We start from the raw sequence: 26591 nt of genomic DNA on the forward strand, positions 1-26591 counted from the left end.
AATTTCGACATGCTGTGGTATAATCGAACCATTAGGGGAGGGGGAAGCTAGTATGCTGCCAAAAGTGAATCAGTTTCTATATTTGCATGTAGCTTCGTCCGATGAAGAAGAGGCCGCAATCGAGTATAAATCCAGAATCGCGGACAGTGATAACGATGAGTTGCTTATCGATATTCCGCTTCTTGAAGGAACGGGAAAATATAAAAGGCTGTTTCTGGGGGACGAGCTTTCCGCGCATTTTGTTTCCGAAGACGGTGTGAAGAACTATTTCAATACCCATGTGCTGGGTTTTAAAGAAGACGGCGTGAAATTAATCCGAATCCGCAAGCCCGAACCGGAATCGATAACGAAAGTACAGCGCCGTAATTTTCTGCGCGTTGCCGCGGAGCTGGAGATCGCCATTCAATTGGCTGCCAATATTCGATTTATCGGGATGACGGATGATGTGGGCGGCGGCGGGATTTCGTTCCTCATCGATGGCAAATGGCCGATGAAGCAGGGCACGAACTTGGAATGCTGGCTGCTGCTTCCGTATCGGAACGGCTCGGTGGATCATTCCCATTTCAAAGCAGAGGTTGTTCGCGTGAAGCCACTGGAGTCAGGCCGGAATCAAGTGATGGCGAAATTTTCGAGTATTCTCGACAGCGAACGCCAGCGAATTATCCGCTATTGCTTTGAGCGTCAGCTGGATTTCCGTAAAAGATAATTATACATTTCACCTAGTTTGTTCCATGGCTTGGTGCATAAGGAATGACAACGTGGAAAAACTACCCTTATCCGAGCAAAGCCGGAACAAGGGGGTATCCATGGCTAAGAAATCACAGGGGCGCTACCTGTCCATCTCGGACGAGGTTACACGCGTGCTCATTATTATCTTTCTGCTGCTGCTTGTTGCAGTCATATTAAGCCAGCTCGCACTGCAAATTCCGGCAGTCAGGCTATGGGTAACGGGCGTAGATCGGCTTGAAGGAACCCCCTTCTAGTAGGTCTTTCGTTCTTTGCACTTCATGGGCTGCTGTGGTATAATTCTCACTATCGCAGGCAGAGCCTGCTTTTTTAATGGCGATAAGAGCAACATAGCAGCCGCTTACGACTTTCAAGGAGGGTTTACACCGCTTGGACATGGATGGGGGAAACAACGGCGGCCGCATTAACGTAGCAATCGACGGCCCTGCGGGAGCTGGCAAAAGCACCGTCGCTCGAAGAGTCGCTGAACAATTAGGGTACATATACATTGATACAGGAGCGATGTATCGAGCGGTCGCACTAGCTGCGAATCGTGCGGGAGTTTTGCCAAGTGACGCGGACAGGCTTGCGGAACTCGTGAAAACAGTGGACATTACATTGGAACCGGGAACCGAAGGTCAGATTGTGCGGCTCGGCGGTGAGAACATCACAACCGACATACGTTCAAGAGAAGTAACGCTTAAGGTTTCGGAGATCGCTTCGCATGAAGCCGTTCGGTTGCGTCTTGTCGAGATGCAGCGGGAACTGGCAGCGGCGAAAGGTGTCGTTATGGATGGCCGCGATATCGGTACGCATGTACTGCCCGGGGCGGAAGTAAAGGTATTTCTAGTCGCAAGCGTTCAAGTTCGCGCGTTGCGCCGATACCAGGAGCTATCTGAAAGCGAGCTTGTGCCGCTTGAGCAATTGGAGCAAGAAATTGCGAATCGCGACCGAAGCGACGAGAGCAGGGAATTTTCTCCGCTGATTCGTGCGAAGGATGCAGAAGTTCTCGACAGCACAGAAATGACGATTGACCAAGTCGTCGCACATATTCTAGACTTATGCCGAACCAAATCGGCGGAGGCGAAGTAAACTATGGTATATAACATTTGCCGAAGCCTGCTGCGAATCATCTACGCCGTACTATTCCGGTTCGAAGCAACCGGATTAGAGAACATTCCGGCCACAGGGCCTGTCGTGCTATGCTGCAATCATATCAGCTTGCTTGATCCTACAACGGTAGGCACGAAGGTGGACCGCAAAGTCCATTACATGGCTAAGGCGGAACTGTTCGAGGTACCTTTGCTTGGGCCGTTTATTCGGACGCTTGGCGCATTCCCGGTGAAACGGGGAGGAGTCAGCAAGGATGCTATTCGCAATGCCATCAACTTGCTGAAAGAAGGCAATGTGATGGGGATTTTCCCGGAGGGCACTCGTAATGCAGGCGATAACAGCGCAGGCAAGAAAGGTGCTGCGATGATTGCGCTTCGAAGCGGAGCCGTAGTCATTCCGGTCGCCATTATCGGGAAGTACCAATTATTCCGTAAGATGCGCATCAAGTATGGCAAGCCCATTGATATGACGGCCTTTATTCAGGATTCATCTTCCGATGTGCTCGAACAAGTAACCGAAACCATAATGGCGAATATTCGTTTGATGGCGAAGCAAGGGTAATTATTTTTGTTTTTTATATGTTTTAGACGGTGGGCCTGCGAGAGTGTTTCATTCTGAGGCTGCACGTTTAAATAAAGTTGGGGTATGATCTGAGGAGGTAATTTTAAATGTCAGAAGAAACAAAAGTACAAGAAACCGCAGCAGCGGAAGTTAGTCAAGATGCGATGGACAATTTCGTGTCCTTGAAAAAAGGGGACACTGTGAATGGTACGATCGTCAAAATTGAAGATAACCAAGTGTTCGTAAGCCTTGGATATAAATATGACGGCGTTATTCCCCTTCGTGAGCTATCGTCGGTTCAGCTTGAAAGTGCGCAAAACGCAGTTCAAGTCGGCCAAGAAGTACAACTGAAAGTCGTCAGCATTGACGATGAGAAAGAAAAACTCGTTCTCTCCAAAAAAGTGGTTGACGGCGAGAAAGCTTGGGACGGTCTTCAAGCTCGCTTTGATTCCGGCGAAGTATTTGAAGTTACGGTTGCAGACGTCGTTAAAGGCGGCCTAGTTGCTGACGTTGGCGTTCGCGGCTTTATCCCTGCTTCCATGGTTGAGCGTCATTTCGTTGAAGATTTCAGCGACTACAAAGGACGTACGCTTCGCGTTAAAGTGAAAGAAATCGACCGCGAGAACAACAAAGTCATTCTTTCCGCGAAAGAAGTGCTGGACGCTGAGTTTGAGCAAAACAAACAAGCCGTTATCGGCAACCTGCAAGTTGGTCAAGAGCTTGATGGTACGGTTCAACGTTTGACTCCGTTCGGCGCGTTCGTTGATATCGGCGGCATCGATGGCTTGGTTCACGTATCCGAGCTTTCCTGGCAGCACGTAGCTCATCCGAAGGATGTTGTTACAGAAGGTCAATCCGTTCGTGTTAAAGTACTTAAAGTGGATCCTGCTGCCGGCAAAATCAGCCTGAGCATCAAAGCTGCTCAACCAGGTCCATGGGAATCGACTAACGGTCAATTCAACGTAGGTGACATCGTGACAGGTACGGTTCGCCGTATCGTGAGCTTCGGTGTATTCGTTGAAATCGCACCGGGCGTTGAAGGTCTAGTACACATTTCGCAGCTTGCACACCGTCACGTAGCAACTCCGAACGAGGTTGTGAAAGAAGGCCAAGAAGTGAAAGCGAAAATTCTTGACTTCAACCCTGCTGAGAAACGCGTATCCCTCAGCATTAAAGAAACAGAAGAAGCTCCTGAGCAAGCGCCTGATCAGAAGAGAGAGCGCAGCGACCGTGGAGAGCGTGCACCTCGCGCACCTAAAGTCGAGCTTAATAATCCAAACGTCAGCCTAAGCAACGAAAGCATGAGCTTCACGCTTGCTGAACGTTTCGGCGACAAGCTGAGCAAATTGAAATAATCGTAACTACGATGAAATAAGAGCCTGTTACTTTGCACATTCGTGCTTGGTAACAGGCTTTTTTCGTTTGCCTAAAACAGGTCCGGCTGGATTAGGTTCACTCTCCTAAGCGCATAATATAGGCCATAAAGAGGTGAAGCACTGTGAATGATGGGTTTATTGCGTTCTGGCTGCTGTCGATGGCATTCATTCTCTACGCGACAGGCTGGAAAGAGCAAGTTGCGGAAGGGATGCCATTCCGGGTGCTTGGTTTATTTATTATGGGAGCCTTATTGCTTCATGTCGCTGAACTCGCGATTGGGGAGAGCATGGTCATTACCGGCAGTGCAGCTCTTTCGATAGCTGTGGCGGTTGTTCTGTTGGTAAGGATCGGACATTATGGAAGCATGCTGTTCGTCTTCTTCTCGGCGCTGCTTACCGGATTTATGTGGATGTGGGTGCGGTACATTTATGGTATGGATCCTGTGTTTGTCGCCTTGAATCCGGCATGGGATGGACCGCTGCTTGCGGGTTTATTCGCAGGCCTGCTGGCAGATCGGTTTCGCAGTCAATTTGTGATTGTCGTATTTGCAGCCGTCATCGCTCAGCTTGATCTGCTAATCAGTCCATTGGTCGTATCCAAACTGCTGACGATTGGCTCACCGGCATGGTGGGACGGCTTAGTCATTGCACTTACTGCAGCACGAGTAACCGGTAACGTGAAGAATTGGTTGAAACAGAAAGCTGTCCGTTTAGTAGAAGGTCGATCAGGCGAGAGCGGGGGGAATGTATAGTTCATGTGGGAGCAATTATGGACACAGTTGAAAGCTGGACAGCCGCATCATGTGCTGTATGGCATTATGCTCGGTGTCGTGTTTGGCGTAACGGCAAGATTATTAATGCTGCGGACGGATTATCGGCAATACCCGACCTACCCGCACGGCAGAATCATCCACATTTCGCTTGGCGTCATAGCAGCAGCGCTAGGCGCAGTTGCCGTTCCGGCGCTGTATAAGAAGGATTTCACCGCCATTACATTTCTGACACTGGCTGCGCAGCAATTTCGTGACGTTCGTAAGATGGAACGGGAGACACTGGACAAAATCGACAGCATGGAGCTAGTTCCTCGCGGTACTACTTATATCGAAGGCATTGCGATGGTATTTGAGGGCCGCAATTACCTTGTGATTTTATCAGCTTTATTGACCAGTCTTGCTTCATTGGCATTGGGGCTGCCGTTTGGGTTAGGTATGGGGATTCTGACATTGCTGCTTGTTTACGCCTTGAAGTCGGGCAAAGCCGTATCCCATATTGCCAAAGCGGTAATTGCAGATGTCAAAGTAGATGGCCCCGATTTGTTTGTTGGGGATATCTACATCATGAATGTGGGTCTCACTTCGAATCAGCAGCTGATCGCCGAACGCGGACTTGGCATTATTTTGACACCTTTCAATCCGAATGGGAAAGCGACATTGAGCAATTTAGGACAACGGCAAGCCATCTTGTTTGATTTATCCACCATTCTGGGTGTGTATCGCGATGACGGCGAACCGGCGCTCGTTCCTATGGCGAAGCTCGATATGAAAGACGGCAGGCTGGCGATATTTCTGATTCCTCAGGAGAAAGATGCGACAAAGGCGAAGATTATCGTGGAGAAGGTGCCGATTCTGGAATCAGCCGTACGTATGCCGACGGAAGCGAGCGTAAACAAGGAGAAGGGAGAACAGCATGGCTAAAATTGTGGCAATCGTGACGATGCAGCATGAGCAGGTAGGAGGAGGGGCGCCGATCTTCGTGGAACCCGATATTGCCAAACGAGAATCGACCGCTTTTCTACTCGAAAAGATATTGGATGCGAGTGTACACGATTTGAAGAACGGTTGTTTCATATTGGTAGATCATCACCGAGAATGAAATGTTAGCCAATCCCGTTGTTTTTTGCTATGATGGTAGGCGTGAGTATTTGAGTATGCCCCTCTATTACTTGTTATGCAAGCCCAGTGTTACCAATTTAGTCGGCGATCAGCCGGTTCATTATTGAGGAGTGAAAGATGTGTCTAAACCCATTATTGCCATAGTAGGTCGGCCTAATGTGGGGAAGTCTACGATATTTAACCGCGTTATCGGCGATCGGTTAGCCATTGTAGAAGACAAGCCTGGTGTAACTCGTGACCGTTTGTACGGTACGGGAGAATGGAATGGTCGTGCTTTCAGTATCGTAGATACTGGCGGTATCGAAATTGACGGTGAAGATGAAATCATGAAGTCCGTCCGCATGCAAGCGGAACTGGCTGTTGAAGAAGCTGACGTCATCATTTTCATGGTAGATGCCAAAACCGGGCTGACCCATGCCGACGACGAGGTTGCGCAAATGCTGCTTCGTTCACGCAAACCCATTGTGGTTGCGGTTAATAAAGTCGATAACTTAAATCGGCGCGATGATATTTACGAATTTTATAACCTTGGCTTCGGAGATCCGATTGCGATCTCGGGCTCGCACGGAATGGGAATCGGCGATCTGCTGGATGCAGCGGTCGAGAAGCTTCCTGAAATTGTGGAAGAGCATTATGATGATGACGTTATTCGGGTTGCGTTAATTGGACGGCCGAATGTGGGCAAGTCTTCGCTGGTTAATGCGCTGCTTGGTGAAGAACGCGTTATTGTAAGCAATGTTGCAGGTACGACGCGCGACGCGATCGATACGCCGTTCGAACGCGATGGGCAGAAGTACGTGCTGATCGATACAGCGGGTATGCGCAAACGCGGCAAAGTATACGAGTCGACGGAGAAATACAGCGTGATGCGCGCGCTTAAAGCGATTGAACGCGCAGATGTTGTCCTTGTGCTGATCAATGGTGAGGAAGGGATCATTGAACAGGATAAACATATCGCAGGCTACGCGCATGAAGCGGGTAAAGCTTCGATCTTTGTCGTGAATAAGTGGGACGCTGTCGAGAAAGACGACAAGACCATGCAGCATTTCGAGAAAGATATCCGCGATCACTTCCTGTTTATGACGTATGCGCCGGTCATCTTCTTGTCCGCACTTACCAAGCAACGGCTGCATAAGCTGCTGCCGGTTGTCTGTCACGTGTCGGAGCAGCATGCGCTTCGCATTCAAACTCATCTGCTTAACGATGTAGTGTCTGATGCGATCGCGATTAATCCGCCGCCAACTGACAAGGGCAGACGCCTTCGCATTAACTACGTAACGCAGGTTGCGGTTAAACCGCCAACCATCGTACTGTTTGCGAACGATCCGGACATGATGCACTTCTCGTATGAGCGTTACCTTGAGAACAAAATCAGGGCAGCCTTCCAGTTTGAAGGTACGCCTGTACGCATTTTCACCAGAAAGAAATCCGACGAAGATTAAAAATATGGCTGCTGCTCGATTCTGGTGTCTCTGTTTATCGGGGCACCAGTTTCCTTATCTGAAGAAAGAGGCGAAATTATCGTGTTCACCATACTTGCGGTACTCATCAGTTATTTGCTAGGTTCGCTTTCATTTAGTATTTTGATTGCCAAATGGGTAAAAGGCATTGATATCCGCAATTTCGGCAGCGGTAATGCCGGAGCAACAAATACGCTGCGGGTGCTCGGCAAAGGCCCGGGCATCACCGTATTTCTGCTTGATATCGCCAAAGGTGTCGTTGCGGTACTGCTGGGCATCTATATGGCCGGCGGTGACTGGGGACCGGTTCTATGCGGTTTAGCGGCAATTGCCGGACATAACTGGCCGGTATGGTTTGGATTTAAAGGCGGCAAAGGCATTGCGACGACTGTCGGCGTAATGGCAACGCTCGCGATTATCCCTGCGTTGATTGCAGGAGCGGTGGCGATCATTTCGATCGCAATTACACGCTTCGTTTCACTGGGATCGCTTCTTTTTGCTGTGCTGATGCCCATCTTCGTATGGAATATCGGCGATAAGCCCTTCTCCTATGTATGGGCGAGTCTGATCATCTGCGTGCTGGCGTTCGTTCGACACCGTACGAACATTGTGAAGCTGCTGCAGGGGAAAGAGAATAAGCTTGGAGCCAGAAAAGGGTAAGGAGGCGAGTACATGACGAAACGTAAAGCGGCGGTGCTCGTAGGCGGCAGTTGGGGTACTGCACTTGCGGCAGTCTTAGCTGATAATAACTACGAGGTTGCCTTGTGGGCTCGCAGCGAGTCACAAGTCGATGAAATCAACACGCTACATACCAATAGTCGGTTCTTGAAGGATGCAGTGCTGCCACATCATATTACGGCTACTACCGATATCAAGACGGCTGTTACAGGTGCGGAAATTGTATTGTTCGTTGCGCCGTCCTCTGCGATGCGCGATGTCGCGAAGCTGGCTGCACCCTATATTGCCGAAGATGCCATCTGTATTCATGCGACGAAGGGCTTTGAATCGGTCACTTACAAACGGATGACCACCGTGCTTCTGGAAGAATTGCCGATCACGGCGAATCGGCTGGTCGTATTGTCTGGTCCAAGCCATGCCGAGGAGGTTGTCCGCAAATTGCCGACAACCGTCGTCGTTGCATCCGCAAACATAGAAGCGGCTGAGAAAGCGCAGGATGCGTTCATTACGCCTTACTTCCGTGTCTACACCAATAAAGATGTGATCGGCGTGGAAGTAGCCGGTGCCATCAAGAACATTATTGCGCTCGGAGCGGGACTTACAGATGGACTGGGCTTCGGCGACAATGCTAAGGCCGCGCTCCTTACGCGCGGCTTGGCCGAAATTAGCCGGCTCGGTACAGCCATGGGTGCGAATCCCATCACGTTTGCCGGACTTGCAGGCGTAGGCGATCTGGTTGTTACTTGTACGAGTAAGCACAGCCGTAACTGGCGTGCAGGCTCCATGCTGGCAGAAGGCTTGTCACTGGACGAAGTGCTAAGCCGCATGGGCATGGTAGTCGAAGGTGTGCGTACAACGAGTGCAGCACGTGAGCTGGCTCATGAGTACGGCGTAGAGATGCCTATTACGGAGCAGCTGTTTGCTGTATTGTTCCAGAACAAATCGCCGCGCAGTGCCGTTGAGTCACTGATGGGAAGAGGCCGCACACACGAGACAGAAGACCTGCCGGGCGTATAGTATGGAAGTTCTTTAGCCTACACCAATCCCGTCCTTCCTTCATATGATGCTAGCAGCAGCCTTCGGGGTTGCTCGCGAAGCGAGTTTTTACGACGTAAAAACTTGAAGGAGGGAAACTTTTGAGCGGGAAGAAAGATATCTCTAAAGATGTTCTGAGCGCTGTCAATAAAAAGACGGGCAAGCCGATTACCGAGAATGCAGTTAAGAAGCTGGCCAGCGGCGTTACTTCAGATACGATGCAAAGCGAAGAAGAGCTGCGCAAGCTGATCCAATCCGTCTCCGCCATGGCGAAGGTGCCCGTATCGGAAAAAACGATTAATGACATCGTAGGAGCCGTCAAGAAGAGCGGCATGAATATCAATAACATGGAAATGCTGATGAAGCTGATGCTCAAGAAGTAACAGTGAGGACTTAAGCAAAAAGCGCCCGGCATTGCAAGCTCAACGCCGGTTTTAGCTTTCGCTGAAGTCCTTTTCTTTTTGCACCAAATTCGGTTAATCGCGGCAATAGTAGCTGTTCAAACACGACAAGTGGTATAATAGAACGAATAATTGGTGCACAAGGTGGTTTGAGATCATAATGGATCCAATGATGAAGATGTGGGTTTCATTCGTAGGAATTGGATTAATGGCAATAGCGGCGGTATTGATATCGCTGGCAAGATTCAAGACTAAAGGCGTGCTTCGGCTGCTGTTATCCATGACAGCCTTTTTCTTTCTGGTTATCGGCGGTTTCCTCGGCCTGATCTCCATTTCATAACACGCAACTACAAGACGAATTCGGACATGGAGTGGAAAAGGAGTAACGAACGATGCTGGAATTGAAGGGACGCTCTAAAAGTACGACAGTCTATCCTTTGCAGGGGATGTCGCTGCTCGATATGGCGATGAAGCATGAGATTGACTGGGCTTTCTCGTGTTCGCGGGGGACTTGTGCAAGATGCCGCTGTCTAATTGAAGAAGGTGCGGAGTTTCTTGAGGAAGTTACCGATGCAGAATGGGACCGTCTTGAGCCAAGTGAGCTGGAGGAAGGCTATCGCCTCGGCTGCCAGGCGATCATCAAGAAGAATGCGGGCACAATTAAGGCTGTGAACCGGCCGTACTTCTGATGGAAAGACGTGAGCACATGCAAGCTGCTGAGCCGTTCTACCGCGCACTTGAAGTCATTGCAAGGGAAGCCGCTCCAACAGGAGCTAAATGGCTGATCGGCGGCAGTGCAGGGCTGCTGCTGCGAGGGCTGGAGCTAAGTGATCCGCCCCGGGACCTGGATCTATATGCGGATGATGCGGCTGCGGCCGTACTTCATAAGGCGCTGCTTCCCTACGCTGTAGATGAGCAGCATGAAAGCGTGAGTTCGATCTATCGATCGGTGCTCAGCCATTACCTGATCGAAGGTATTCAGGTCGAATTGGTCGGCGGGTTTATTGTATCTGCCGGAGAGGACCGTTATGCAGTTGAAGTGGAAGAGGTACTCACTCCACTGCAAGCGCCTGTTACAATTGGTGCCTATAAGCTGGGCATCGTCCCGCTCGCGCACGAGCTCTGGTTTAATGTTCTGCGAGAGCGAGAGGACCGCACCCGGCTCATTGTTACCCAAATACGCCAAGAACCTGTTTTACACATGGAGGCTGTCAGATTGATCGCCTCCAGAAACAAGCTTACAGGGAAGACGAAACAGTATGTACAGCAACTGCTAAACGAATAGATAGTATGCATAATGTAGGAAGCAGGAAGCGAGGGATTCGCCATGAATGTTCAAGTTACATTCCTCCCTTCCGGACGCAGTGTAACGGTACGTGCCGGGACAACAGTCCTGGATGCTGCCAGACGTGCCGGTGTGCCCATTCGAACACGGTGTGACGGGAAAGCTGCATGTCTCATGTGTAAAGTAACAGCGCCGAACAGCTCCTCAGGACTGTCTCCGCTAAATGACAATGAGCGTTATAAGCTCGCAGGTCTAGACCGCTCGGGGACAAGGCTCGCTTGTCAGGCGAGAGTGTTTGGCCGTGCCGTAGTCGAGGTTCCGGAAGATCCGCTTCGCGCAGCAGTCAGAAGACAAATGATGCGCCAAGCGGAAGATGATGAATTATGGTAGGGGGAAGTTAGTGTCATGAAAGGCTTGAGAAAAGCGGCTGCAGCTATGGTGCTTGCACTTATGGCTGCTTTGCTGTCTGGCTGTCTGTATCCCAAGGACCAAATGGGCCAATATCAGAAGCCGCCAAAAGATGCAATTCTAAATGTACAAACCGTTATTGATCAGTTTCAAAAAGACACGGGCTTGCTTCCGATGCAGAACAGCGACGAAACGACGCCGGTATACGAGAAATTCAAAGTGGATTTTGACAAATTGAAGAGAATGAATTACGTCTCAAGCATCCCGGAAACTGCGTTTGAGCAAGGCGGAAGCTACTATTATCTCATCATTAACGAGGATAAAGATCCTACTATTAAGCTTATGAATCTTGTTCTCTATCAACAAATGAACGATGTACAAGCGGCTGTTAAGGCGTACTCTGATTCAAACGGCGGCAAACTTCCTGAAGGCGCAGCGCTGTATCCGGACTTTAAAGCCATTGATTTTGATGCGCTGGACCTGAAGGAGCCGGTACTTCACAGTATGTTCACGGGGGGCATTTTGACCCCAATGATGGACGCCAAAGGCAATGTTTATATTGACTATGGCTCAGATATTATGCAGGCTCTTTCCAAGCAAGACAGCGCCAATAAACCGGATGAACACGCGGATTTACGTACGCTCCTTGTAGATTCTTCAGACTTTGTACCTGTCAAATCTCCTGTGTACCGTATAGTAAACGGAGAGCCGCAGGCTGTGCTCAACTAACCAGATCGACTTGTTTGACCTAAGCTCCTGTCCGTCCTGCGGCAGGAGTTTTTTTGTCGTTCAGGCATAGCTTCGGTCTTTCTCTCATATATCTCAATCTTGGAAGGCCGGGAGCGGAGAAGCTCATCGAAATCGAAAGATTTCATGGTTGCAGTCGTCATAATCGGGCTATGGACGCAATAAGCTATTACTAGTCCAAAATCATGTACGAGTTGCGTCGCTTGTTTGCAACTGTGGCAGGCGGGTAGCGGCGAACCCTGACGACGAACAGCAGGAGGAAAGCAGCAGTAACGGTACGTCCATGTACAGGCGAAATACGATTGGGAGGGGATATTCAGTGGAGAAAGTGGACATTTTCAAGGACATTGCCGAACGAACCGGCGGGGATATTTACCTCGGCGTCGTTGGTGCAGTCCGCACAGGCAAATCAACCTTCATCAAGCGGTTCATGGAGACGGTTGTGCTGCCGAACATCACGAACGATGCCGATCGGGTGAGAGCTATCGATGAACTGCCGCAAAGCGCAGCAGGCAAGACGATTATGACAACGGAGCCTAAATTCGTGCCTAACCAAGCTGTTCAGCTTCGTGTGGCCGAAGGGCTTGATGTGAATGTCAGACTCGTTGATTGCGTTGGTTATGCGGTAGTAGGCGCGAAAGGCTATGAGGATGAGAATGGCCCGAGGATGATTACTACGCCGTGGTTCGAGGAGCCAATTCCATTCCAGGAAGCAGCTGAAATCGGAACGCGCAAAGTCATTCAAGAGCATTCCACGCTCGGTGTCGTCGTGACGACGGACGGTACAATTGCGGAAATTCCGCGCAGCTCGTATATCGAGGCTGAGGAACGCGTTGTAAATGAGCTCAAAGAGGTCGGTAAGCCGTTCGTCCTCATTGTGAACTCCACACGGCCGAAGAGCGACGAAGCGCTGGCGCTTCGCAGCGAGCTTCAGGCTAAGTATGACATCCCGGTCATTACGCTCAGCGTAGCGACGATGGGTGAAGAAGAAGTCATGTCAGTGCTTCGTGAAGTACTCTATGAGTTCCCAGTGCATGAAGTGAATGTGAACCTTCCTAGCTGGGTGATGGTACTGAACGACAACCACTGGCTGCGCAGCAACTACGAGAATTCGGTTCGCGATACGGTCAAAGATATTCGCCGCCTGCGCGATGTTGACCGAGTCGTCTCGCAATTCATGGAATACGAGTTCATCGCCCGCGCGGGACTAAGCGGCATGAACATGGGGCAAGGGGTCGCCGAAATCGACTTGTATGCGCCGGATGAATTGTACGACCAAATCCTGATGGAAGTTGTCGGCGTCGAAATCCGCGGCAAAGACCATCTGCTGCAGCTGATGCAGGAGTTCTCCCATGCGAAGCGGGAATATGACCGGTTTGCAGAAGCGCTCGAAATGGTCAAAACGACCGGTTACGGTATTGCAGCGCCGACATTGGCAGAGATGGCGCTTGATGAGCCTGAGCTCATCCGCCAAGGCTCCCGTTTCGGTGTCCGCTTGAAGGCGACTGCTCCGTCCATCCATATGATCCGCGTGGATGTGGAGTCCGAATTCGCACCGATTATCGGTACCGAGAAACAAAGCGAGGAACTGGTCCGCTACTTGATGCAGGATTTCGAGAACGACCCGATCAAGATTTGGGAATCCGACATCTTCGGTCGCTCGCTTCACTCCATCGTAAGGGAAGGCATCCAGGGCAAAATTGCGATGATGCCGGACAATGCGCGCTATAAACTTCAGGAAACGCTGGGCAGAATTATCAACGAAGGCTCAGGCGGTCTGATTGCCATAATCTTGTAAAGCGAAAGAGACACGCGAACACAGCGTGTCTCTTTTTTGTCGTTTTCAGGGGCATTTCGCGTCAAAAAGCATGAAAAACCTAGAGTAATCCTCGGAAAAACTTGTATAGCCTCTTGAAATTCTATAGCCAACTGTATTACTATAAATCTGTTCATGGTTCAGTATGCAGGATTTGCACATAACGGAATTTCTTTGCACCAAGGCCTGCAGGTATATTTTCTGAGGTTTCGGTAAAACAGAATGATAATGATGTGCTTATGAACTGCCGTCAGGGGAGGTGAAAGAAATGAACAAAACGGAACTGATTGCGAAAGTAGCCGAATTGACTGACCTTTCCAAGAAAGATGCTTCCAAAGCGGTTGATGCCGTTTTTGATGCCATCTCCGACTCGCTGCAAGGCGGGGATAAAGTGCAATTGGTGGGTTTCGGTAACTTCGAGGTGAAAAGCCGCGAAGCCCGCAAAGGTCGCAACCCGCAAACGGGTGAAGAGATCGACATCCCAGCAAGCAAAATCCCGTCTTTCAAAGCGGGTAAATCACTTAAAGATCTTGTCTCCAAATAAGAAACGGTTTAGACCGTTGATGACGTCCGGGTGCTTGCTGCATCCGGACGTTTTTCGTCTCTCATGGCCGGTTCCGTTTCTATTGACAAGGTGAGTTAATTCCAGTAGACTTTTTCTTGCGGTTCTTGGGTTGAATATGAATCGCAGCGCTAACATACATAACAAGTCATAGCTGCTGTCCTGAGCACGACGTTCGGGAGGCAGTTTTTTGGATTAAAGGCCGAATGATCGAATAGGAGGCAGTGTACATGGAAGATAAGAATGGGGAATATATCGTCATTAAAGCGAAAGCCCAAGGTGTACAAGTCATCGGACTGACTCGCGGACAAGATACAAAGTTTCACCACACCGAGAAGCTCGATAAAGGAGAAATCCTCATCTGCCAGTTTACGGACCACACGTCAGCGATCAAAATTCGCGGAAAAGCAACTGTACTGACTAAGTACGGTACCGTCGATACAGAGGATTAAACCGAAAGCAGGCATAGCCTGCTTTTTTAGTTTGTACACTAGAGTAGCAGGACATTCTGTGCGCGAAAGGCGGATGGTAGATGTCGCATTACAAAAGACTACTCTATGCGTGTGCGGTAACGGCAGCTGTTACCGTGTTACTGTCTATACTCCCGTTAACGGATTCACGGATGAAGCAAACCAAAGGCGATATATCTGTCTTTCACCCCGTCCCGATCAAACGGCTGAGCGCAGGGGTGATCGTGGATTCGATGCTGGGACTTCATCTTGGGTTGGACGTTAAACGGGTCGATTGGAAAGGATCGGTGCTGTCGGTCGATTTATCTACAGAGCATTATGGGAATGCTGTAGAGGGATGGATGAGCGATTTGCAGCGACTTTTGGAATTTGCATTTGTACATACGGATAATGTGAGCCGTGTCTTAGTCCGATTCGTTACCCCCATGCAGCCTGAGAACGACGATGAGATTCCGGTTAACAGACTGCTTGCCGCGGTCGATGTCAGGCGGAGCGATACCTGGCTGTCCACAGAACTGTCAAACTTAAGCGCAGCAGAGCCATTTACGGACGAAATTTGGAGGCAGCGCCTGCGTTTGTCCATATCCCAGTTGTAGCGAAACGTCACACATAGTGCTATAATTATTTAGATTATTAACAGATGATTGGTTTGGGGTAATCTGCGATTGCCACAGCATTCATCTAAGATGATTGGTTTGGGTGGACCTATGGTCAACACAGCATTCATCCAGATGATTGGTATGGAGCGAAACCAAGGTTGACACAGCATTCATCTAAATTAAGATAATTGGCTCGAGACAGCCTATGGTTGACTCAGCAATCATCTAAGTTTTGTCCGGAGGCTAGGCCAAATGAAACCATATAAAATACCTGAGATCGCAAAAAAGTACCTGGAATACGATATGATTCAAATGCACACCGAGCTGCCCGATTTTCCCGATTCGAGGATCAGGCTGCTCTTCGCATTTCTGGCCAATCAACGCACGCCGCTGTTCCACAGTGAGCTCTTTTCGCTTGTCACTTCCCTGGTACAGATGGGGATGGACACGCATGATCTCATCGACTCCGACAGCGGTCGCCTTCAAGAACGCGAGATGCGCTCCCGTCAGTTGAAGGTACTCGCGGGCGACTACTACAGCAGCCGTTTCTATCAGCTGTTGTCGCAAGCCGGCCAGGTCGATATGATTCGCCGGATTAGCAACGGTGTATCTGAGGTCAATAAGCTTAAGGTGAACTTATACCTCCGAATGAAACAGCTGAAGCTGACGGCTGAAGAGTATCTGGGCCAGTGCGTACAGTTAAAGACAGAGTTGTTCCAAGCTTTCACTGAAAGTATGGATGAGAAGCTAACACGCGCTTGGACGGAGCTGCTTCAAGGCTTCGGACGATGTGAGGTCGTTATGGATGAGCTGATTCGCAGCGAGAAGCCAGAGCGGTTCACCGGCAGCTGGGCATACTGGCATGTGTGGAACAATGGTACCGACGAAGAGAAGCGCAAGTTATCCGATCTATCCACTGAGCCATCTTATGCACAGTCCTTGATCGCAAAATATGATATTCGCACTCAATTGGCCGAGAAGCTGAAACAATCTGCTCTGCATGTACAATCGGTCGTTTCGTGTCTTGATTCCGATAAGCTCGTCCGCGAGTTGATGGGCATCGCAGAAACGTTTACGCGTCCTCTTGTACCTGCGGCATCGGCCCAAGGCGAGAGAAGGTAAGGTGACTACCATGCAATCCAAATCCAAGGAACAGCATGTGCATGCCGTATTTGAAAGCATTGCACCAACGTACGACCTCATGAATGATTTAATCAGCTTCCGTCGACATAAGGCGTGGAGAAAATTTACGATGCGCAAGATGGATGTCAAACCCGGTGCTACGGCAATTGATTTATGCTGCGGCACTTGCGACTGGACCATTGCGCTTGCGAAGGCAAGCGAAAGCGGTGAAGTGGTAGGGCTTGATTTCAGCGCTGGTATGCTTGAAGTAGGGAAGAAGAAAGTGAAGAGCGAAGGACTTGATCGTCAAATCTCACTCGTGCAAGGCAATGCGATGGAGCTTCCATTCGAGGACAATCGTTTCGACTTTGCGACAATCGGATTCGGCCTTCGCAATGTACCGGATCTGGAGCAGGTGCTTCGTGAAATGATGCGCGTGGTGAAACCGGGCGGACAAGTCGTTTGCTTGGAAATGTCCAAGCCTACATGGCAGCCGTTCAAAGCGATCTATTATTTCTACTTTGAGCGCGTGATGCCAGCAATCGGGAAGATGGTCGCCAAGCGGTACGAGCAGTACAAATGGCTGCCGGAATCATTGAAAGCATTTCCGGACTCGAAGCAGCTTGCAGCAAAGTACCGTGAAATCGGCCTTCAAAATGTTCGCGTATTTCCGTTAGCAGGCGGAGTCGCGGCATTACACATGGGGACGAAGGGAACGGACAACACATGATTCGCAAATTTCGCATTATTCTAGAAATGATTAAGTTTGAACATACCATTTTCGCATTGCCGTTTGCTTTCATGGGTGCACTGCTTGGTGCCATTATCATGGAGAACCGGCTGCCGGAATGGAGTGAGATTGGCTGGATAATACTGGCGATGGTCGGTGCCAGAAGCGCCGCAATGGGGCTGAACCGCGTCATTGACCGTGTCATCGATGCCAAGAACCCACGCACCGCGAAACGGGCGATCCCGGCAGGCCTGCTGCGTGCAGGAGAAGTCGGCTTGTTCATTGCGGTGTCCTTTATTGTGTTATTCATTGCTGCATCGCAGCTGGATCCAATTTGTATGAAACTGATGCCGATCGCGGTATTCATGCTTGTGCTCTATTCCTATACAAAACGTTTTACATGGCTTTGCCACGTTGTGCTTGGACTGACAATCGGACTTGCGCCGCTTGGCGGATGGGTAGCCATTGCCGGACATTTCGAGCTGTCGGCTTGGGTGCTCTATGCAACCGTTGCTTGCTGGCTTGCCGGCTTTGATATTATCTATGCTTGCCAAGATTTCGAGTTTGACCGCAAGGAAGGCGTGTACTCGATTCCTTCGCGGTTTGGTATGGCCGGAGCATTGCGGCTATCGCGCGGGTTTCATCTGTTGACGAGTATCGGATTCATTTCATTATATTGGTTAACCCCGCTTAGCTGGCTGTATCTGATTGGCGCCATAATCTCCGTAGGCATGCTGTGCTACGAGCATATCTTGGTGAAACCCAATGATATGAGCCGTGTGCAAACCGCATTCTTCACCATGAACGGAACACTGAGTGTTGTCTTGTTTATCAGTGCGCTGCTCGATTTGGTGGTGCTTCACAAGTGGTAGAACAAGTTGCCGAAGTAACGCGCAAGAGTATGGTTGTCGGAATTACAGGAGCGAGCGGCGCGATCTACGGGATCAGGCTGATCAACAGCCTTCTGGAAGGCGGGCTGAACGTACATCTTGTCGTAACCGAAGCAGGTTGGCGCGTATTGAAGGAAGAGCTGGGATGGGATACAACGAAGCGTCAGCTGGCGCTCGCAGCCGTATTTCAAGAAGCGCTGGAAGCAGGACGGTTGATCCTGCATCCCAATGCGGATATCGGAGCTTCCATAGCAAGCGGCTCTTTCCGAGTAGAGGGTATGATTATTATGCCCTGCTCGATGGGGACATTGGCCTCAATCGCACATGGCATTTCAGATGATTTGATGACACGTGCTGCGGATGTTATGCTGAAGGAAGGACGCAAGCTGATTCTTGTGCCACGCGAAACGCCGCTGCATGCCATTCATTTGGAGAACATGCTGACACTGGCCAAACTTGGCGTTAAGCTGATTCCGGCGATGCCGGCCTTCTATCACGGACCGCAAACAATCGACGATATCATAAATTTTCTGGTCGGGAAAGTGCTTGATCAGCTTCCGCTGGATCATGATTTGTACAGAAGATGGGGAGATGAACAGCATGGGGTTAAGTCGCCCGATTACAGTCGGTCGCATTGACTATGCGAACGTTTGGCCTATTTTTCATTATGCGGAGGAGCAGCTGCCGCAGGAACGGTTCCGCATTGAGAAGCGTGTACCTGCAGCATTGAATAAAGCGCTTCGGCAGGGTGAGATCGATATTACCTCGATGTCCTCGTATGCATATGCGGAAAATGCCAGTGAATATTTGTTGCTGCCGGATTTATCGGTTAGTGCAATGGGGCGCGTCAATTCGATACTGTTGTTTCTAAAGAAACCGCTCGAAGAGGTGCTCCAAGGTCGGATTGCCATGACTGCAACGTCCGCAACATCCGTAAATTTGCTCAAAATTCTAATGAAGCTTTATTATAAAGCGGAACCTTCCTATATAACGATGGAGCCTAACCTGGATACGATGCTGGAGGAAGCGGATGCTGCACTCTTAATCGGGGATACAGCCATTCATGCTTCGTGGGCGAATAAGGAACGGGGCATGGCCGTTATCGATTTAGGTGAGCTATGGCGCAATTGGACAGGTTACGGCATGACTTTCGCGCTGGTAGCAGTCCGCAAAGAAATTGCCGCCGCAGATCCGGAAGCAGTTTCGACTGTTCTGCACGCGCTGACGGCAAGCAAAGAGAAAAGTCTCAGCGATCCGCAGCCTCTTATCGATAAAGCATGCGCATTGCTGGGCGGGGAAGCAGCCTATTGGAAACGATATTTCAAGGAGCTGCACTATAACTTCGGAACGGATGAGCAGGCAGGTTTATCGTTGTATTTTGACTATGCGCATCAATTAGGGTTGTTATCGCGCGAGGTTCAAATGCAATTTTTCGTAGACCAATCTGCCCTCAAGGTGAACAAATGAAACTACTCGATATCTATGCCAAAATGAAAAGCGATTTAGATGCGATCGAAAGCCAGCTGGCGCGCAGCGTTACTTCCGAACATACGCTGCTGACCGATGCTTCTACTCATCTGCTCAAAGCAGGCGGCAAGCGGATACGTCCCGTGTTCGTGCTGCTTGCCGGTAAGTTTGGCACATACCGCTTGGATGTGCTGCAGAAGATCGCGGTACCGCTTGAACTCATCCATATGGCTTCCCTTGTGCATGATGATGTGATTGACAATGCCGAGACCCGCCGCGGTCAGCTTACGGTGAAATCCAAATGGGATAACCGAATCGCGATGTACACCGGCGATTATATTTACGGCAAGGCGCTAACCATTGTAACGGAGCTTGAAAATCCGCAAATTCATCAGATTTTATCCAAAGCGATGGTCCAAATGTGTATTGGCGAAATGGAGCAAATCCGTGATTTCTTCAATACCGAGCAATCGGTACGAAACTACTTGCTTCGTATCCGGCGCAAGACGGCACTGTTAATTGCAATCAGTTGCCAGTTAGGCGCTGTAGCGGCAGGTGCGGACCGTAAGACGGCAAACTGTCTGTATCGGTTTGGGTATAATGTAGGAATGACCTTTCAAATTCGTGACGATCTGCTCGACTTGCTTGGCACCGAGAAGCAAATCGGCAAACCGCCGGGTTCCGACATTAAACAAGGTAATATGACGCTTCCGGTACTGCTCGCGATGCAAGAGCCATCCATTAAAGATGACTTGCTTGTAGAAATAAATAAAATCCGCGAGTCCAATGGAGCAGGTGAAACAAAAAAAGCGTTGAACATAATACGTAAGAGCGCCGGAATTCACACTGCGGATGCCATGGCGACAAGATATATGAATAAAGCGATTGAAGCTCTAAGCGGGCTGCCGAACATCACGGCCAAGAAAAATTTGACGGATATTGCGCATTTTATTGCAAAACGAAACTACTAAAGCGTTTGGGAGGGAATTCAGATGGAAAGAACATTTCTAATGGTAAAGCCAGATGGTGTACAACGCGGTTTGATCGGTGAAATCGTATCACGATTTGAGCGTAAGGGGCTAAAGCTCGTTGGAGCCAAATTCATGATGATCACGCCTGAACTGGCTGAACGTCATTATGCAGAGCACATCGGAAAGCCCTTTTATCCGCCGCTTGTAGCCTTTGTGACGTCAGGTCCAGTATTTGCAATGGTTTGGCAAGGGGATAATGTCATCGGTCTTACACGGGCGATGATTGGCAAGACGAATGCGCTGGAAGCAGCACCGGGAACGATTCGTTCCGATTATGCCGTACATACGAACTTCAACTTGATTCATGGATCGGATTCGCCGGAGAGTGCGGCACGCGAAATCGGCATTTTCTTCGCGCCGTATGAATTGGTGGACTACAATCATACGATTCAACAGTGGATTTAACTAACATCAGGCGGCCAAGTGTCTGCGACATCGGGGGAAAACATGATGGAGGACAAGGACTTTTCGCTTTTCATCAAGAAAATCAAAGAAAAAACAGCTATTGATCTTTCCCAGTACAAAGAAGCGCAGATGAAGCGGCGTTTGACGACGCTTAGGCAAAAGTACGGCTACAATACATTTGCAGCCTATTGGGATGGCCTTGAGAAGGATAAGAAGCTGATGAACGAATTTCTCGATCGGATGACCATCAACGTGTCGGAGTTTTGGCGTAATCCGAGCCGCTGGGAAGCCATGGAGAAGAAGTTTTTACCCGAAGTAATCAAAGGCAGCCCTCGCGTCAAAATATGGAGTGCCGCTTGTTCGACAGGCGAAGAACCATACACGCTATCCATGATTCTGGCAGAGCTTGGCGCGCAGGATAAGTCAACCATTCTTGCAACCGATCTGGACAATATCGTGCTGCAGAAGGCGGCACAAGGTATTTATCAGGATCGATCGATCCGCGAGGTACCACGCACTTATATGAGCAAATATTTTACGAAGCATGATGAAGACAATGTAGCTGTATTGAATCAGCTCAAGCGAAATATTACTTTTAAACAGCAGAACCTGCTTCATGACACTTTTGACACCGGTTTCGATGTGATCGTATGCCGGAATGTCATGATCTACTTCACGGAAGAAGCGAAACATCTGCTCTACCATAAATTTTCGAAAGCGCTTAAGCCCGGCGGACTGCTGTTTGTAGGCAGTACGGAGCAAATTTTCTCGCCGGCCCAATATGATTTCGATTCGGTTGAAACATTCTTTTATCGCAAACGGGCGTAGTAGGGTATATCGTTTTCCATCTTCTCCAATACTAAAGCTATAGATAGTTTGGCAATGGAGGTGCAGCATGGACAAACGCAAGGTTATTGCAGCATATAAGCGTGGATTCATCACAGTCCAGGAATGCGCCCAAATTCTCGGCATTGATACTAGGCAAATGAATGGTCTCATGAACGATCCGCAGTTGAATGAGGAAGCGGATCGTCTGCGCGGGAATCAATCTGTGAATAGTTAGTTTAAAAGAGGTGAAGCTGCCCTTGTCATGTCTTCTTCGGAAGGTGTGCAGGGCAGCTTTTTTATTGCGAAGTCCTCTAATAGGGGGCGTTCATTTCCTTGTCAAACCGGCGACGCTATACTATAATGAGCAAAGATATTTGGCAGACATACATAACCGGAATATGCGTTTGCGGTGTTCGGGATGAGGGAGGGCTTTACTGTGAGTTTACGTTATTTGACAGCAGGAGAGACACATGGTCCACAGTTGACAGCAATAATTGAGGGGCTTCCGAGCAATTTGCAGCTTGATTTTCAGGAGCTGAATTTCCAATTGCACCGTAGGCAGAAGGGTCACGGCCGTGGCCGCCGCATGCAAATTGAGAAAGATACCGCTAACATTGTCGGTGGCGTTCGTCATGGTAAAACAACCGGAGCGCCTGTAGCTCTGATCGTGGAGAATAATGACTGGAAGCACTGGACATCGGTTATGAACATCGAGCCGATTGAAGGCAGTGATGAAGAGAAACGCCGCGTTCATCGTCCGCGTCCCGGTCATGCGGATTTGAACGGCGGACTTAAATACAATTTGAAGGATTTGCGCAATGTGCTGGAACGCTCCAGTGCCCGTGAAACGGCAGCTCGCGTAGCGGTAGGGGCAGTTGCTCGCCAATTCTTAGCTGCATTCGGTATTAAAGTGGGCGGACAGGTTATTCGAATCGGCGAGATTGAAGCGCCGGCGAATCAATTGCCGCTGGATGAATTAGTCCGTTTGACCGAAGAATCTCCGGTTCGTGTCGTGGATAAGGAAACCGAAGAGAAAATGACCGCTTATATCGATCAAATTAAAGCTGAAGGCGATTCCATCGGCGGAATCGTAGAATGTATCGTGGAAGGCGTGCCGATCGGACTTGGCAGCCACGTACAATATGACCGCAAGCTTGACGGACGAATCGCGCAAGCGGTTATGTCGATCAATGCGTTCAAAGGCTGCGAAATCGGTATTGGCTTCGAGGCAGGCACAATTCGCGGCTCCCAAGTCCATGATGAAATCATGTACTCGGAAGAGCGCGGCTATTACAGAGCGACCAACCGTCTTGGCGGATTCGAAGGCGGGATGACGAACGGGGAACAAATCGTCGTGCGCGGCGTGATGAAACCAATCCCGACGCTGTACAAACCGCTGCAAAGCGTAGATATCGATACAAGAGAACCATTCACTGCGCAAGTAGAGCGCTCAGACAGCTGCGCCGTTCCGGCAGCTAGTGTTGTCATGGAGCATGTTGTAGCCTGGGAAGTAGCAAGAGCGTTTCTGGAGAAGTTCGGCGGCGACTCCATGGAAGAAATTACGGCGAACTACAACAACTACTTGGCACAGCTGAGGAGCTACTAATGAGCGGCGCTCATCGTGAACTGACAGTCGAGCTCGGCGAGCGCTCCTACCCGATTTATATCGGGGAAGGCGTGTTGGATGAAGCAGGTAACCTGTTTGCCGAGCGCGGCATCAGCAAGAAGTCGCCCCTTATGATAATTACAGATGCTAATGTCGCAGAGCGGCATTTGGGTCATCTGACTAGTGTGTTAACTTCGGCTGGTTTTACGGTTGTAACAGCTGTCGTACCGGCAGGAGAGGGATCCAAGTCCCTCACGGAATTGGAAAGATTGATTGGCATTGCGCTGGAGCATGGCCTTGATCGCAAATCGGCCATTGTAGCATTGGGAGGCGGCGTGGTCGGTGATCTCGCCGGCTTCGTTGCAGCTTCTTATATGCGCGGCATTAAATTCGTGCAGGTTCCAACGACGATTCTTGCTCATGACAGCAGTGTCGGAGGAAAAGTTGCGGTTAACCACCCGCTAGCTAAGAATATTATCGGTGCCTTTCATCAACCCGAGCTCGTGCTTTATGATTTGAAAACGCTGCAAACCTTGCCTGAACGCGAAGTAAAGGCTGGTTTGTCGGAAGTAGTAAAACATGGACTGATCTGGGATGCTGCTTTCGTGACCTGGTGTGACGAGAATGCCGATAAACTGACAGCACTAGATGCCGATGCGCTCGGCTATGCGCTTTACAAAGGCTGCAGCGTGAAAGCTGCCGTCGTCTCAAAGGATGAGCGGGAGAATGACCTGCGCGCGATTCTTAATCTGGGGCATACCATCGGTCATGCGCTAGAGGCGGTTGCCGGCTACGGAGAGCTTTTACACGGTGAAGCGATAGCGATTGGTATGGTTGGGGCTGCAAGGCTTGCGGTTCGTCTAGGGGCTTCTGAAGAGGTCTATACGGTGACCAAACATGTGCTGCAGCGAGTTGGTTTGCCGGTGCGGCTGCCCGCTCATCTGGAGACGGATGAAATTATGCGCGCGATGATGCATGATAAGAAGTTCCAAGAAGGTACGATGGTCTTTATCGTGCCGACTGCAATTGGCGTCGTGGAAATCAATAAATCGGTTTCGACCTCTCTCATCCGGGAGATCGTGGAACAATTGAAACAGGAGGCCATCTAGAATGAGTGTACGGGGAATACGCGGAGCGATCACGGTCGAATTGAATGAGGAACAGCCGATTTTACGGGCAACGGAGGAATTGTTACATACGATTGTAGCCTCTAATGCCATCGAGCCCGAGGACATCGCCAGCGTATTTATTACGGTGACCGGTGATTTGGATGCTACATTTCCGGCTAGAGCCATTCGTGTGATGCAAGGCTGGGAGCTAGTTCCGCTGATGTGCGCTGTTGAAGTGCCGGTCAAAGGAAGCTTAGCCATGTGCATCCGCCTTCTGGTTTCGGTCAACACGGAGAAGTCGCAGAAAGAAATCGAGCATGTTTATTTAGGCGGCGCTAAGGCACTGCGTCCGGATTTATCGAAATCATAGTAATCCAACGATTGAGAAGCTCATTTTTAAAGGATTGACGGATCCGTTTACGCTGGTGTATAGTGATTTCATACTTGAAGAATGAGCCGAGTTGAGCAGAGTAGTTAGTGAAGTTAGAAGAGATGAGTAGAGCTGAGCTGAGTTTTTAGTGCAAGATTGAGACGAGTGAAGAGATGACGCAGGTCGTAGTTTAGTGCACCTCTTGGATGGAATCCAGGCTATAGGTGTATCTATTGAGCTACAATCGACGTGATGTTCTATTGCCGTATCAATGCTCATTTTCCATCTTCTGACATGATCACTCCTGCTGCGGCAGGAGTTTTTTTATTTTCCGACAAGGGAGAGATTGGTTATGAATCAGGAGCTTCAAGGGGTTATTCGATTATCAAGCACGTATAATTTAATTCCAATTGTCAGACATGTGATGGCGGATACAGAGACGCCAATTCGTATATTCCAGCATTTCTACAAGGAGCGACGGGCCTTCTTACTGGAAAGCGTAGAAGGCGGAGTGAAATGGGCGCGTTATTCCTTCATCGGTACCGATCCCTTCATGCTCATTCGGGGCAAGAACGGTGAGATGGTTATCGAAGTGAACGGCAAAGAAGAGATTCTGCGCGAGAAACCAATTGAGCTGCTTAAAGCACATTTGCGCTCTTTCCGCAGCCCTTCAATTCCGGAATTGCCGCCGTTCACAGGCGGGGCGATCGGATTCTTCGGCTATGATCTGCTTCAGTATTATGAGAAGCTGCCGCCGCATCGTATTGATGATTTAAATATGAACGATCTGCAATTTATGTTTTGCGATCAGGTTATCGTCTTCGATCATTTCAAACAGCAAATCCAAGTGATCGGGAATGTACATATCCCGAATGCGGCGACAGACAGTGAAATTCAAGCTGTCTACGAGCAAACGGTCAGCCGAATGGAATCCACCATTGAACGGCTGCAGCAGCCACTGCCATCCACATTGATGGCGGCAGGAAGCATTCCGGCTGATCCCGAGCTAGGCGAAGTATCCTCGAACCTGACGAAGGAACAATTTCTAGCGAATGTCGACAAATCGAAGGAGTATATCCGCGCAGGCGATATTTTCCAAGTGGTGTTGTCGCAGCGGTTCAACATTGAAACCGAGGTTGATCCGCTTCATGTATACCGTGTATTGCGTACTATGAATCCTTCGCCTTATATGTACTATCTGAAAATGGATGACGAGGTCATCGTCGGCACATCGCCGGAAGCATTGGTGAAGGTTGATGGTGAACGAGTGGAGACTCGTCCAATCGCCGGAACGCGTCCGCGCGGCAAGACGCCGGAGCAGGATTTGGCGCTCGAGAAAGAACTGCTGGCGGATGAGAAAGAACGCGCGGAGCACTTGATGCTTGTCGATCTGGGCCGCAATGATATCGGTCGCGTATCGGAATTCGGTACGGTGCGCTGCGATTCCTATATGGAGATTGAACGTTACTCCCACGTCATGCATATCGTTTCGAACGTATCGGGCAAGCTGCGCGAGGATAAAGATTTCTTCGATGCTTTCGTATCCTGCATGCCAGCGGGTACGGTATCCGGAGCTCCGAAGCTCAGAGCCATGGAAATTATCGCGGAGCTGGAGAACGAAGCACGCGGCGCCTATGCCGGGGCAATCGGCTATCTCGGTTTTGGCGGCAGCCTCAACACCTGCATTACGATCCGCACACTGATCTTCAAGAATGGTAAGGCCTATGTTCAGGCTGGGGCGGGCATTGTTTGGGATTCCATACCGGAGAATGAGTATATGGAAACCGTTAATAAAGCGATGGCTATGCTCAAAGCGGTTCGAGCAGCGGAGGCAATCTTCGCCGTTCCGGATCGCAAGAGCAGCATGATCAATATGGATTACTATGCGGGTGCGAAAGGGTGAG

34 protein-coding genes are annotated in these 26591 nt (G+C 49.8%); all 34 read left to right on the forward strand.

Annotated features, from left to right (window positions below; genetic code table 11):
* Window positions 1-52: 52 nt before the first annotated feature.
* The 34 genes from AC6ESO_RS10700 (at window position 53) to trpE (ending at window position 26590) form a co-directional block, all read left to right on the forward strand.
* Complete coding sequence (locus tag AC6ESO_RS10700; RefSeq protein ID WP_497091330.1) at window positions 53-706, forward strand: flagellar brake protein; 654 nt, start codon at window positions 53-55, stop codon at window positions 704-706.
* A gap of 100 nt (window positions 707-806) precedes the next feature.
* Window positions 807-983: a hypothetical protein gene (locus AC6ESO_RS10705; RefSeq protein WP_497091331.1), complete on the forward strand. Its 177-nt coding sequence runs from the start codon at window positions 807-809 to the stop codon at window positions 981-983.
* Between the two features lie 139 nt (window positions 984-1122).
* On the forward strand, window positions 1123-1818 hold the full coding sequence (cmk, locus tag AC6ESO_RS10710) for a (d)CMP kinase (RefSeq protein WP_497091629.1): 696 nt from the start codon (window positions 1123-1125) through the stop codon (window positions 1816-1818).
* A 3-nt stretch (window positions 1819-1821) separates the two neighbouring features.
* Complete coding sequence (locus AC6ESO_RS10715) at window positions 1822-2400, forward strand: lysophospholipid acyltransferase family protein (RefSeq protein ID WP_497091332.1); 579 nt, start codon at window positions 1822-1824, stop codon at window positions 2398-2400.
* A 107-nt stretch (window positions 2401-2507) separates the two neighbouring features.
* Entirely contained in the window at window positions 2508-3755 is a 1248-nt protein-coding gene (gene rpsA / locus AC6ESO_RS10720) for a 30S ribosomal protein S1 (protein WP_497091333.1), read from the forward strand.
* 143 nt (window positions 3756-3898) lie between these two features.
* Window positions 3899-4528 (forward strand): YphA family membrane protein, encoded by a 630-nt coding sequence (locus tag AC6ESO_RS10725; protein WP_497091334.1) that lies wholly within the window; start codon window positions 3899-3901, stop codon window positions 4526-4528.
* A gap of 3 nt (window positions 4529-4531) precedes the next feature.
* On the forward strand, window positions 4532-5470 hold the full coding sequence (locus tag AC6ESO_RS10730; protein ID WP_497091335.1) for a YIEGIA family protein: 939 nt from the start codon (window positions 4532-4534) through the stop codon (window positions 5468-5470).
* The gene (locus tag AC6ESO_RS10735; RefSeq protein ID WP_091219041.1) at window positions 5463-5648 is read left to right on the forward strand and encodes a capping complex subunit for YIEGIA; all 186 of its coding nucleotides are present in this window, start codon (window positions 5463-5465) and stop codon (window positions 5646-5648) included. The genes AC6ESO_RS10730 and AC6ESO_RS10735 overlap by 8 nt, the downstream gene beginning before the upstream one ends.
* A 139-nt stretch (window positions 5649-5787) precedes the next feature.
* Window positions 5788-7110: a ribosome biogenesis GTPase Der gene (gene der, locus AC6ESO_RS10740; RefSeq protein WP_494818936.1), complete on the forward strand. Its 1323-nt coding sequence runs from the start codon at window positions 5788-5790 to the stop codon at window positions 7108-7110.
* Window positions 7111-7188: 78 nt separating this feature from the next.
* The gene (gene plsY / locus AC6ESO_RS10745) at window positions 7189-7788 is read left to right on the forward strand and encodes a glycerol-3-phosphate 1-O-acyltransferase PlsY (RefSeq protein ID WP_494819232.1); all 600 of its coding nucleotides are present in this window, start codon (window positions 7189-7191) and stop codon (window positions 7786-7788) included.
* A gap of 12 nt (window positions 7789-7800) precedes the next feature.
* A complete protein-coding gene (locus AC6ESO_RS10750; protein ID WP_494818937.1) occupies window positions 7801-8823 on the forward strand; it encodes an NAD(P)H-dependent glycerol-3-phosphate dehydrogenase in 1023 nt (340 codons plus the stop codon).
* A 119-nt stretch (window positions 8824-8942) separates the two neighbouring features.
* Window positions 8943-9224, forward strand: a complete 282-nt coding sequence (locus tag AC6ESO_RS10755; RefSeq protein ID WP_091219033.1) for a stage VI sporulation protein F — start codon at window positions 8943-8945, stop codon at window positions 9222-9224.
* 178 nt (window positions 9225-9402) lie between these two features.
* On the forward strand, window positions 9403-9582 hold the full coding sequence (locus tag AC6ESO_RS10760; protein WP_494818938.1) for a DUF2768 family protein: 180 nt from the start codon (window positions 9403-9405) through the stop codon (window positions 9580-9582).
* A 52-nt stretch (window positions 9583-9634) separates the two neighbouring features.
* A complete protein-coding gene (locus AC6ESO_RS10765; protein WP_494818939.1) occupies window positions 9635-9931 on the forward strand; it encodes a 2Fe-2S iron-sulfur cluster-binding protein in 297 nt (98 codons plus the stop codon).
* Between the two features lie 17 nt (window positions 9932-9948).
* Window positions 9949-10527, forward strand: coding sequence for a hypothetical protein (locus AC6ESO_RS10770; RefSeq protein WP_497091336.1), 579 nt, complete (start codon window positions 9949-9951; stop codon window positions 10525-10527).
* Window positions 10528-10569: 42 nt separating this feature from the next.
* Entirely contained in the window at window positions 10570-10917 is a 348-nt protein-coding gene (locus tag AC6ESO_RS10775) for a 2Fe-2S iron-sulfur cluster-binding protein (protein WP_497091337.1), read from the forward strand.
* Between the two features lie 15 nt (window positions 10918-10932).
* Complete coding sequence (locus tag AC6ESO_RS10780; RefSeq protein ID WP_497091338.1) at window positions 10933-11664, forward strand: YphF family lipoprotein; 732 nt, start codon at window positions 10933-10935, stop codon at window positions 11662-11664.
* A gap of 337 nt (window positions 11665-12001) precedes the next feature.
* Entirely contained in the window at window positions 12002-13480 is a 1479-nt protein-coding gene (spoIVA, locus tag AC6ESO_RS10785; RefSeq protein ID WP_494818943.1) for a stage IV sporulation protein A, read from the forward strand.
* A gap of 286 nt (window positions 13481-13766) precedes the next feature.
* Window positions 13767-14042 (forward strand): HU family DNA-binding protein, encoded by a 276-nt coding sequence (locus tag AC6ESO_RS10790; protein ID WP_090976740.1) that lies wholly within the window; start codon window positions 13767-13769, stop codon window positions 14040-14042.
* Between the two features lie 248 nt (window positions 14043-14290).
* A complete protein-coding gene (mtrB, locus tag AC6ESO_RS10795) occupies window positions 14291-14512 on the forward strand; it encodes a trp RNA-binding attenuation protein MtrB (protein ID WP_091219013.1) in 222 nt (73 codons plus the stop codon).
* A gap of 80 nt (window positions 14513-14592) precedes the next feature.
* Window positions 14593-15126, forward strand: coding sequence for a hypothetical protein (locus AC6ESO_RS10800; RefSeq protein WP_497091339.1), 534 nt, complete (start codon window positions 14593-14595; stop codon window positions 15124-15126).
* A 255-nt stretch (window positions 15127-15381) separates the two neighbouring features.
* The gene (locus AC6ESO_RS10805; RefSeq protein WP_494818945.1) at window positions 15382-16251 is read left to right on the forward strand and encodes a heptaprenyl diphosphate synthase component 1; all 870 of its coding nucleotides are present in this window, start codon (window positions 15382-15384) and stop codon (window positions 16249-16251) included.
* Window positions 16252-16261: 10 nt separating this feature from the next.
* Window positions 16262-16981 (forward strand): demethylmenaquinone methyltransferase, encoded by a 720-nt coding sequence (locus tag AC6ESO_RS10810; protein ID WP_494819233.1) that lies wholly within the window; start codon window positions 16262-16264, stop codon window positions 16979-16981.
* Window positions 16978-17853 carry a UbiA-like polyprenyltransferase gene (locus tag AC6ESO_RS10815; RefSeq protein WP_497091340.1) on the forward strand — a complete coding sequence of 292 codons (876 nt, stop codon included), beginning with the start codon at window positions 16978-16980 and terminating at the stop codon, window positions 17851-17853. Before AC6ESO_RS10810 ends, AC6ESO_RS10815 begins: the two co-directional genes overlap by 4 nt.
* Window positions 17854-17882: 29 nt before the next feature.
* Window positions 17883-18509, forward strand: a complete 627-nt coding sequence (locus tag AC6ESO_RS10820) for a UbiX family flavin prenyltransferase (RefSeq protein ID WP_497091630.1) — start codon at window positions 17883-17885, stop codon at window positions 18507-18509.
* Window positions 18472-19338, forward strand: coding sequence for a menaquinone biosynthesis protein (locus AC6ESO_RS10825; RefSeq protein ID WP_497091341.1), 867 nt, complete (start codon window positions 18472-18474; stop codon window positions 19336-19338). Before AC6ESO_RS10820 ends, AC6ESO_RS10825 begins: the two co-directional genes overlap by 38 nt.
* Window positions 19335-20309: a heptaprenyl diphosphate synthase component II gene (hepT, locus tag AC6ESO_RS10830; RefSeq protein WP_497091342.1), complete on the forward strand. Its 975-nt coding sequence runs from the start codon at window positions 19335-19337 to the stop codon at window positions 20307-20309. The genes AC6ESO_RS10825 and hepT overlap by 4 nt, the downstream gene beginning before the upstream one ends.
* A gap of 21 nt (window positions 20310-20330) precedes the next feature.
* Window positions 20331-20774 carry a nucleoside-diphosphate kinase gene (ndk, locus tag AC6ESO_RS10835; protein ID WP_494818949.1) on the forward strand — a complete coding sequence of 148 codons (444 nt, stop codon included), beginning with the start codon at window positions 20331-20333 and terminating at the stop codon, window positions 20772-20774.
* A gap of 45 nt (window positions 20775-20819) precedes the next feature.
* Window positions 20820-21602, forward strand: coding sequence for a CheR family methyltransferase (locus tag AC6ESO_RS10840; protein ID WP_497091631.1), 783 nt, complete (start codon window positions 20820-20822; stop codon window positions 21600-21602).
* Between the two features lie 67 nt (window positions 21603-21669).
* Window positions 21670-21837 (forward strand): hypothetical protein, encoded by a 168-nt coding sequence (locus AC6ESO_RS10845; protein ID WP_497091343.1) that lies wholly within the window; start codon window positions 21670-21672, stop codon window positions 21835-21837.
* 201 nt (window positions 21838-22038) lie between these two features.
* Window positions 22039-23208 (forward strand): chorismate synthase, encoded by a 1170-nt coding sequence (gene aroC, locus AC6ESO_RS10850; RefSeq protein ID WP_090976721.1) that lies wholly within the window; start codon window positions 22039-22041, stop codon window positions 23206-23208.
* The gene (gene aroB, locus AC6ESO_RS10855; RefSeq protein WP_497091344.1) at window positions 23208-24317 is read left to right on the forward strand and encodes a 3-dehydroquinate synthase; all 1110 of its coding nucleotides are present in this window, start codon (window positions 23208-23210) and stop codon (window positions 24315-24317) included. The genes aroC and aroB overlap by 1 nt, the downstream gene beginning before the upstream one ends.
* 1 nt (window position 24318) lies before the next feature.
* Window positions 24319-24687, forward strand: a complete 369-nt coding sequence (gene aroH / locus AC6ESO_RS10860; protein WP_091218988.1) for a chorismate mutase — start codon at window positions 24319-24321, stop codon at window positions 24685-24687.
* 352 nt (window positions 24688-25039) lie between these two features.
* On the forward strand, window positions 25040-26590 hold the full coding sequence (gene trpE, locus AC6ESO_RS10865) for an anthranilate synthase component I (protein WP_494818951.1): 1551 nt from the start codon (window positions 25040-25042) through the stop codon (window positions 26588-26590).
* Window position 26591: the final 1 nt, after the last annotated feature.

This window comes from Paenibacillus rhizoryzae, from assembly GCF_059686995.1.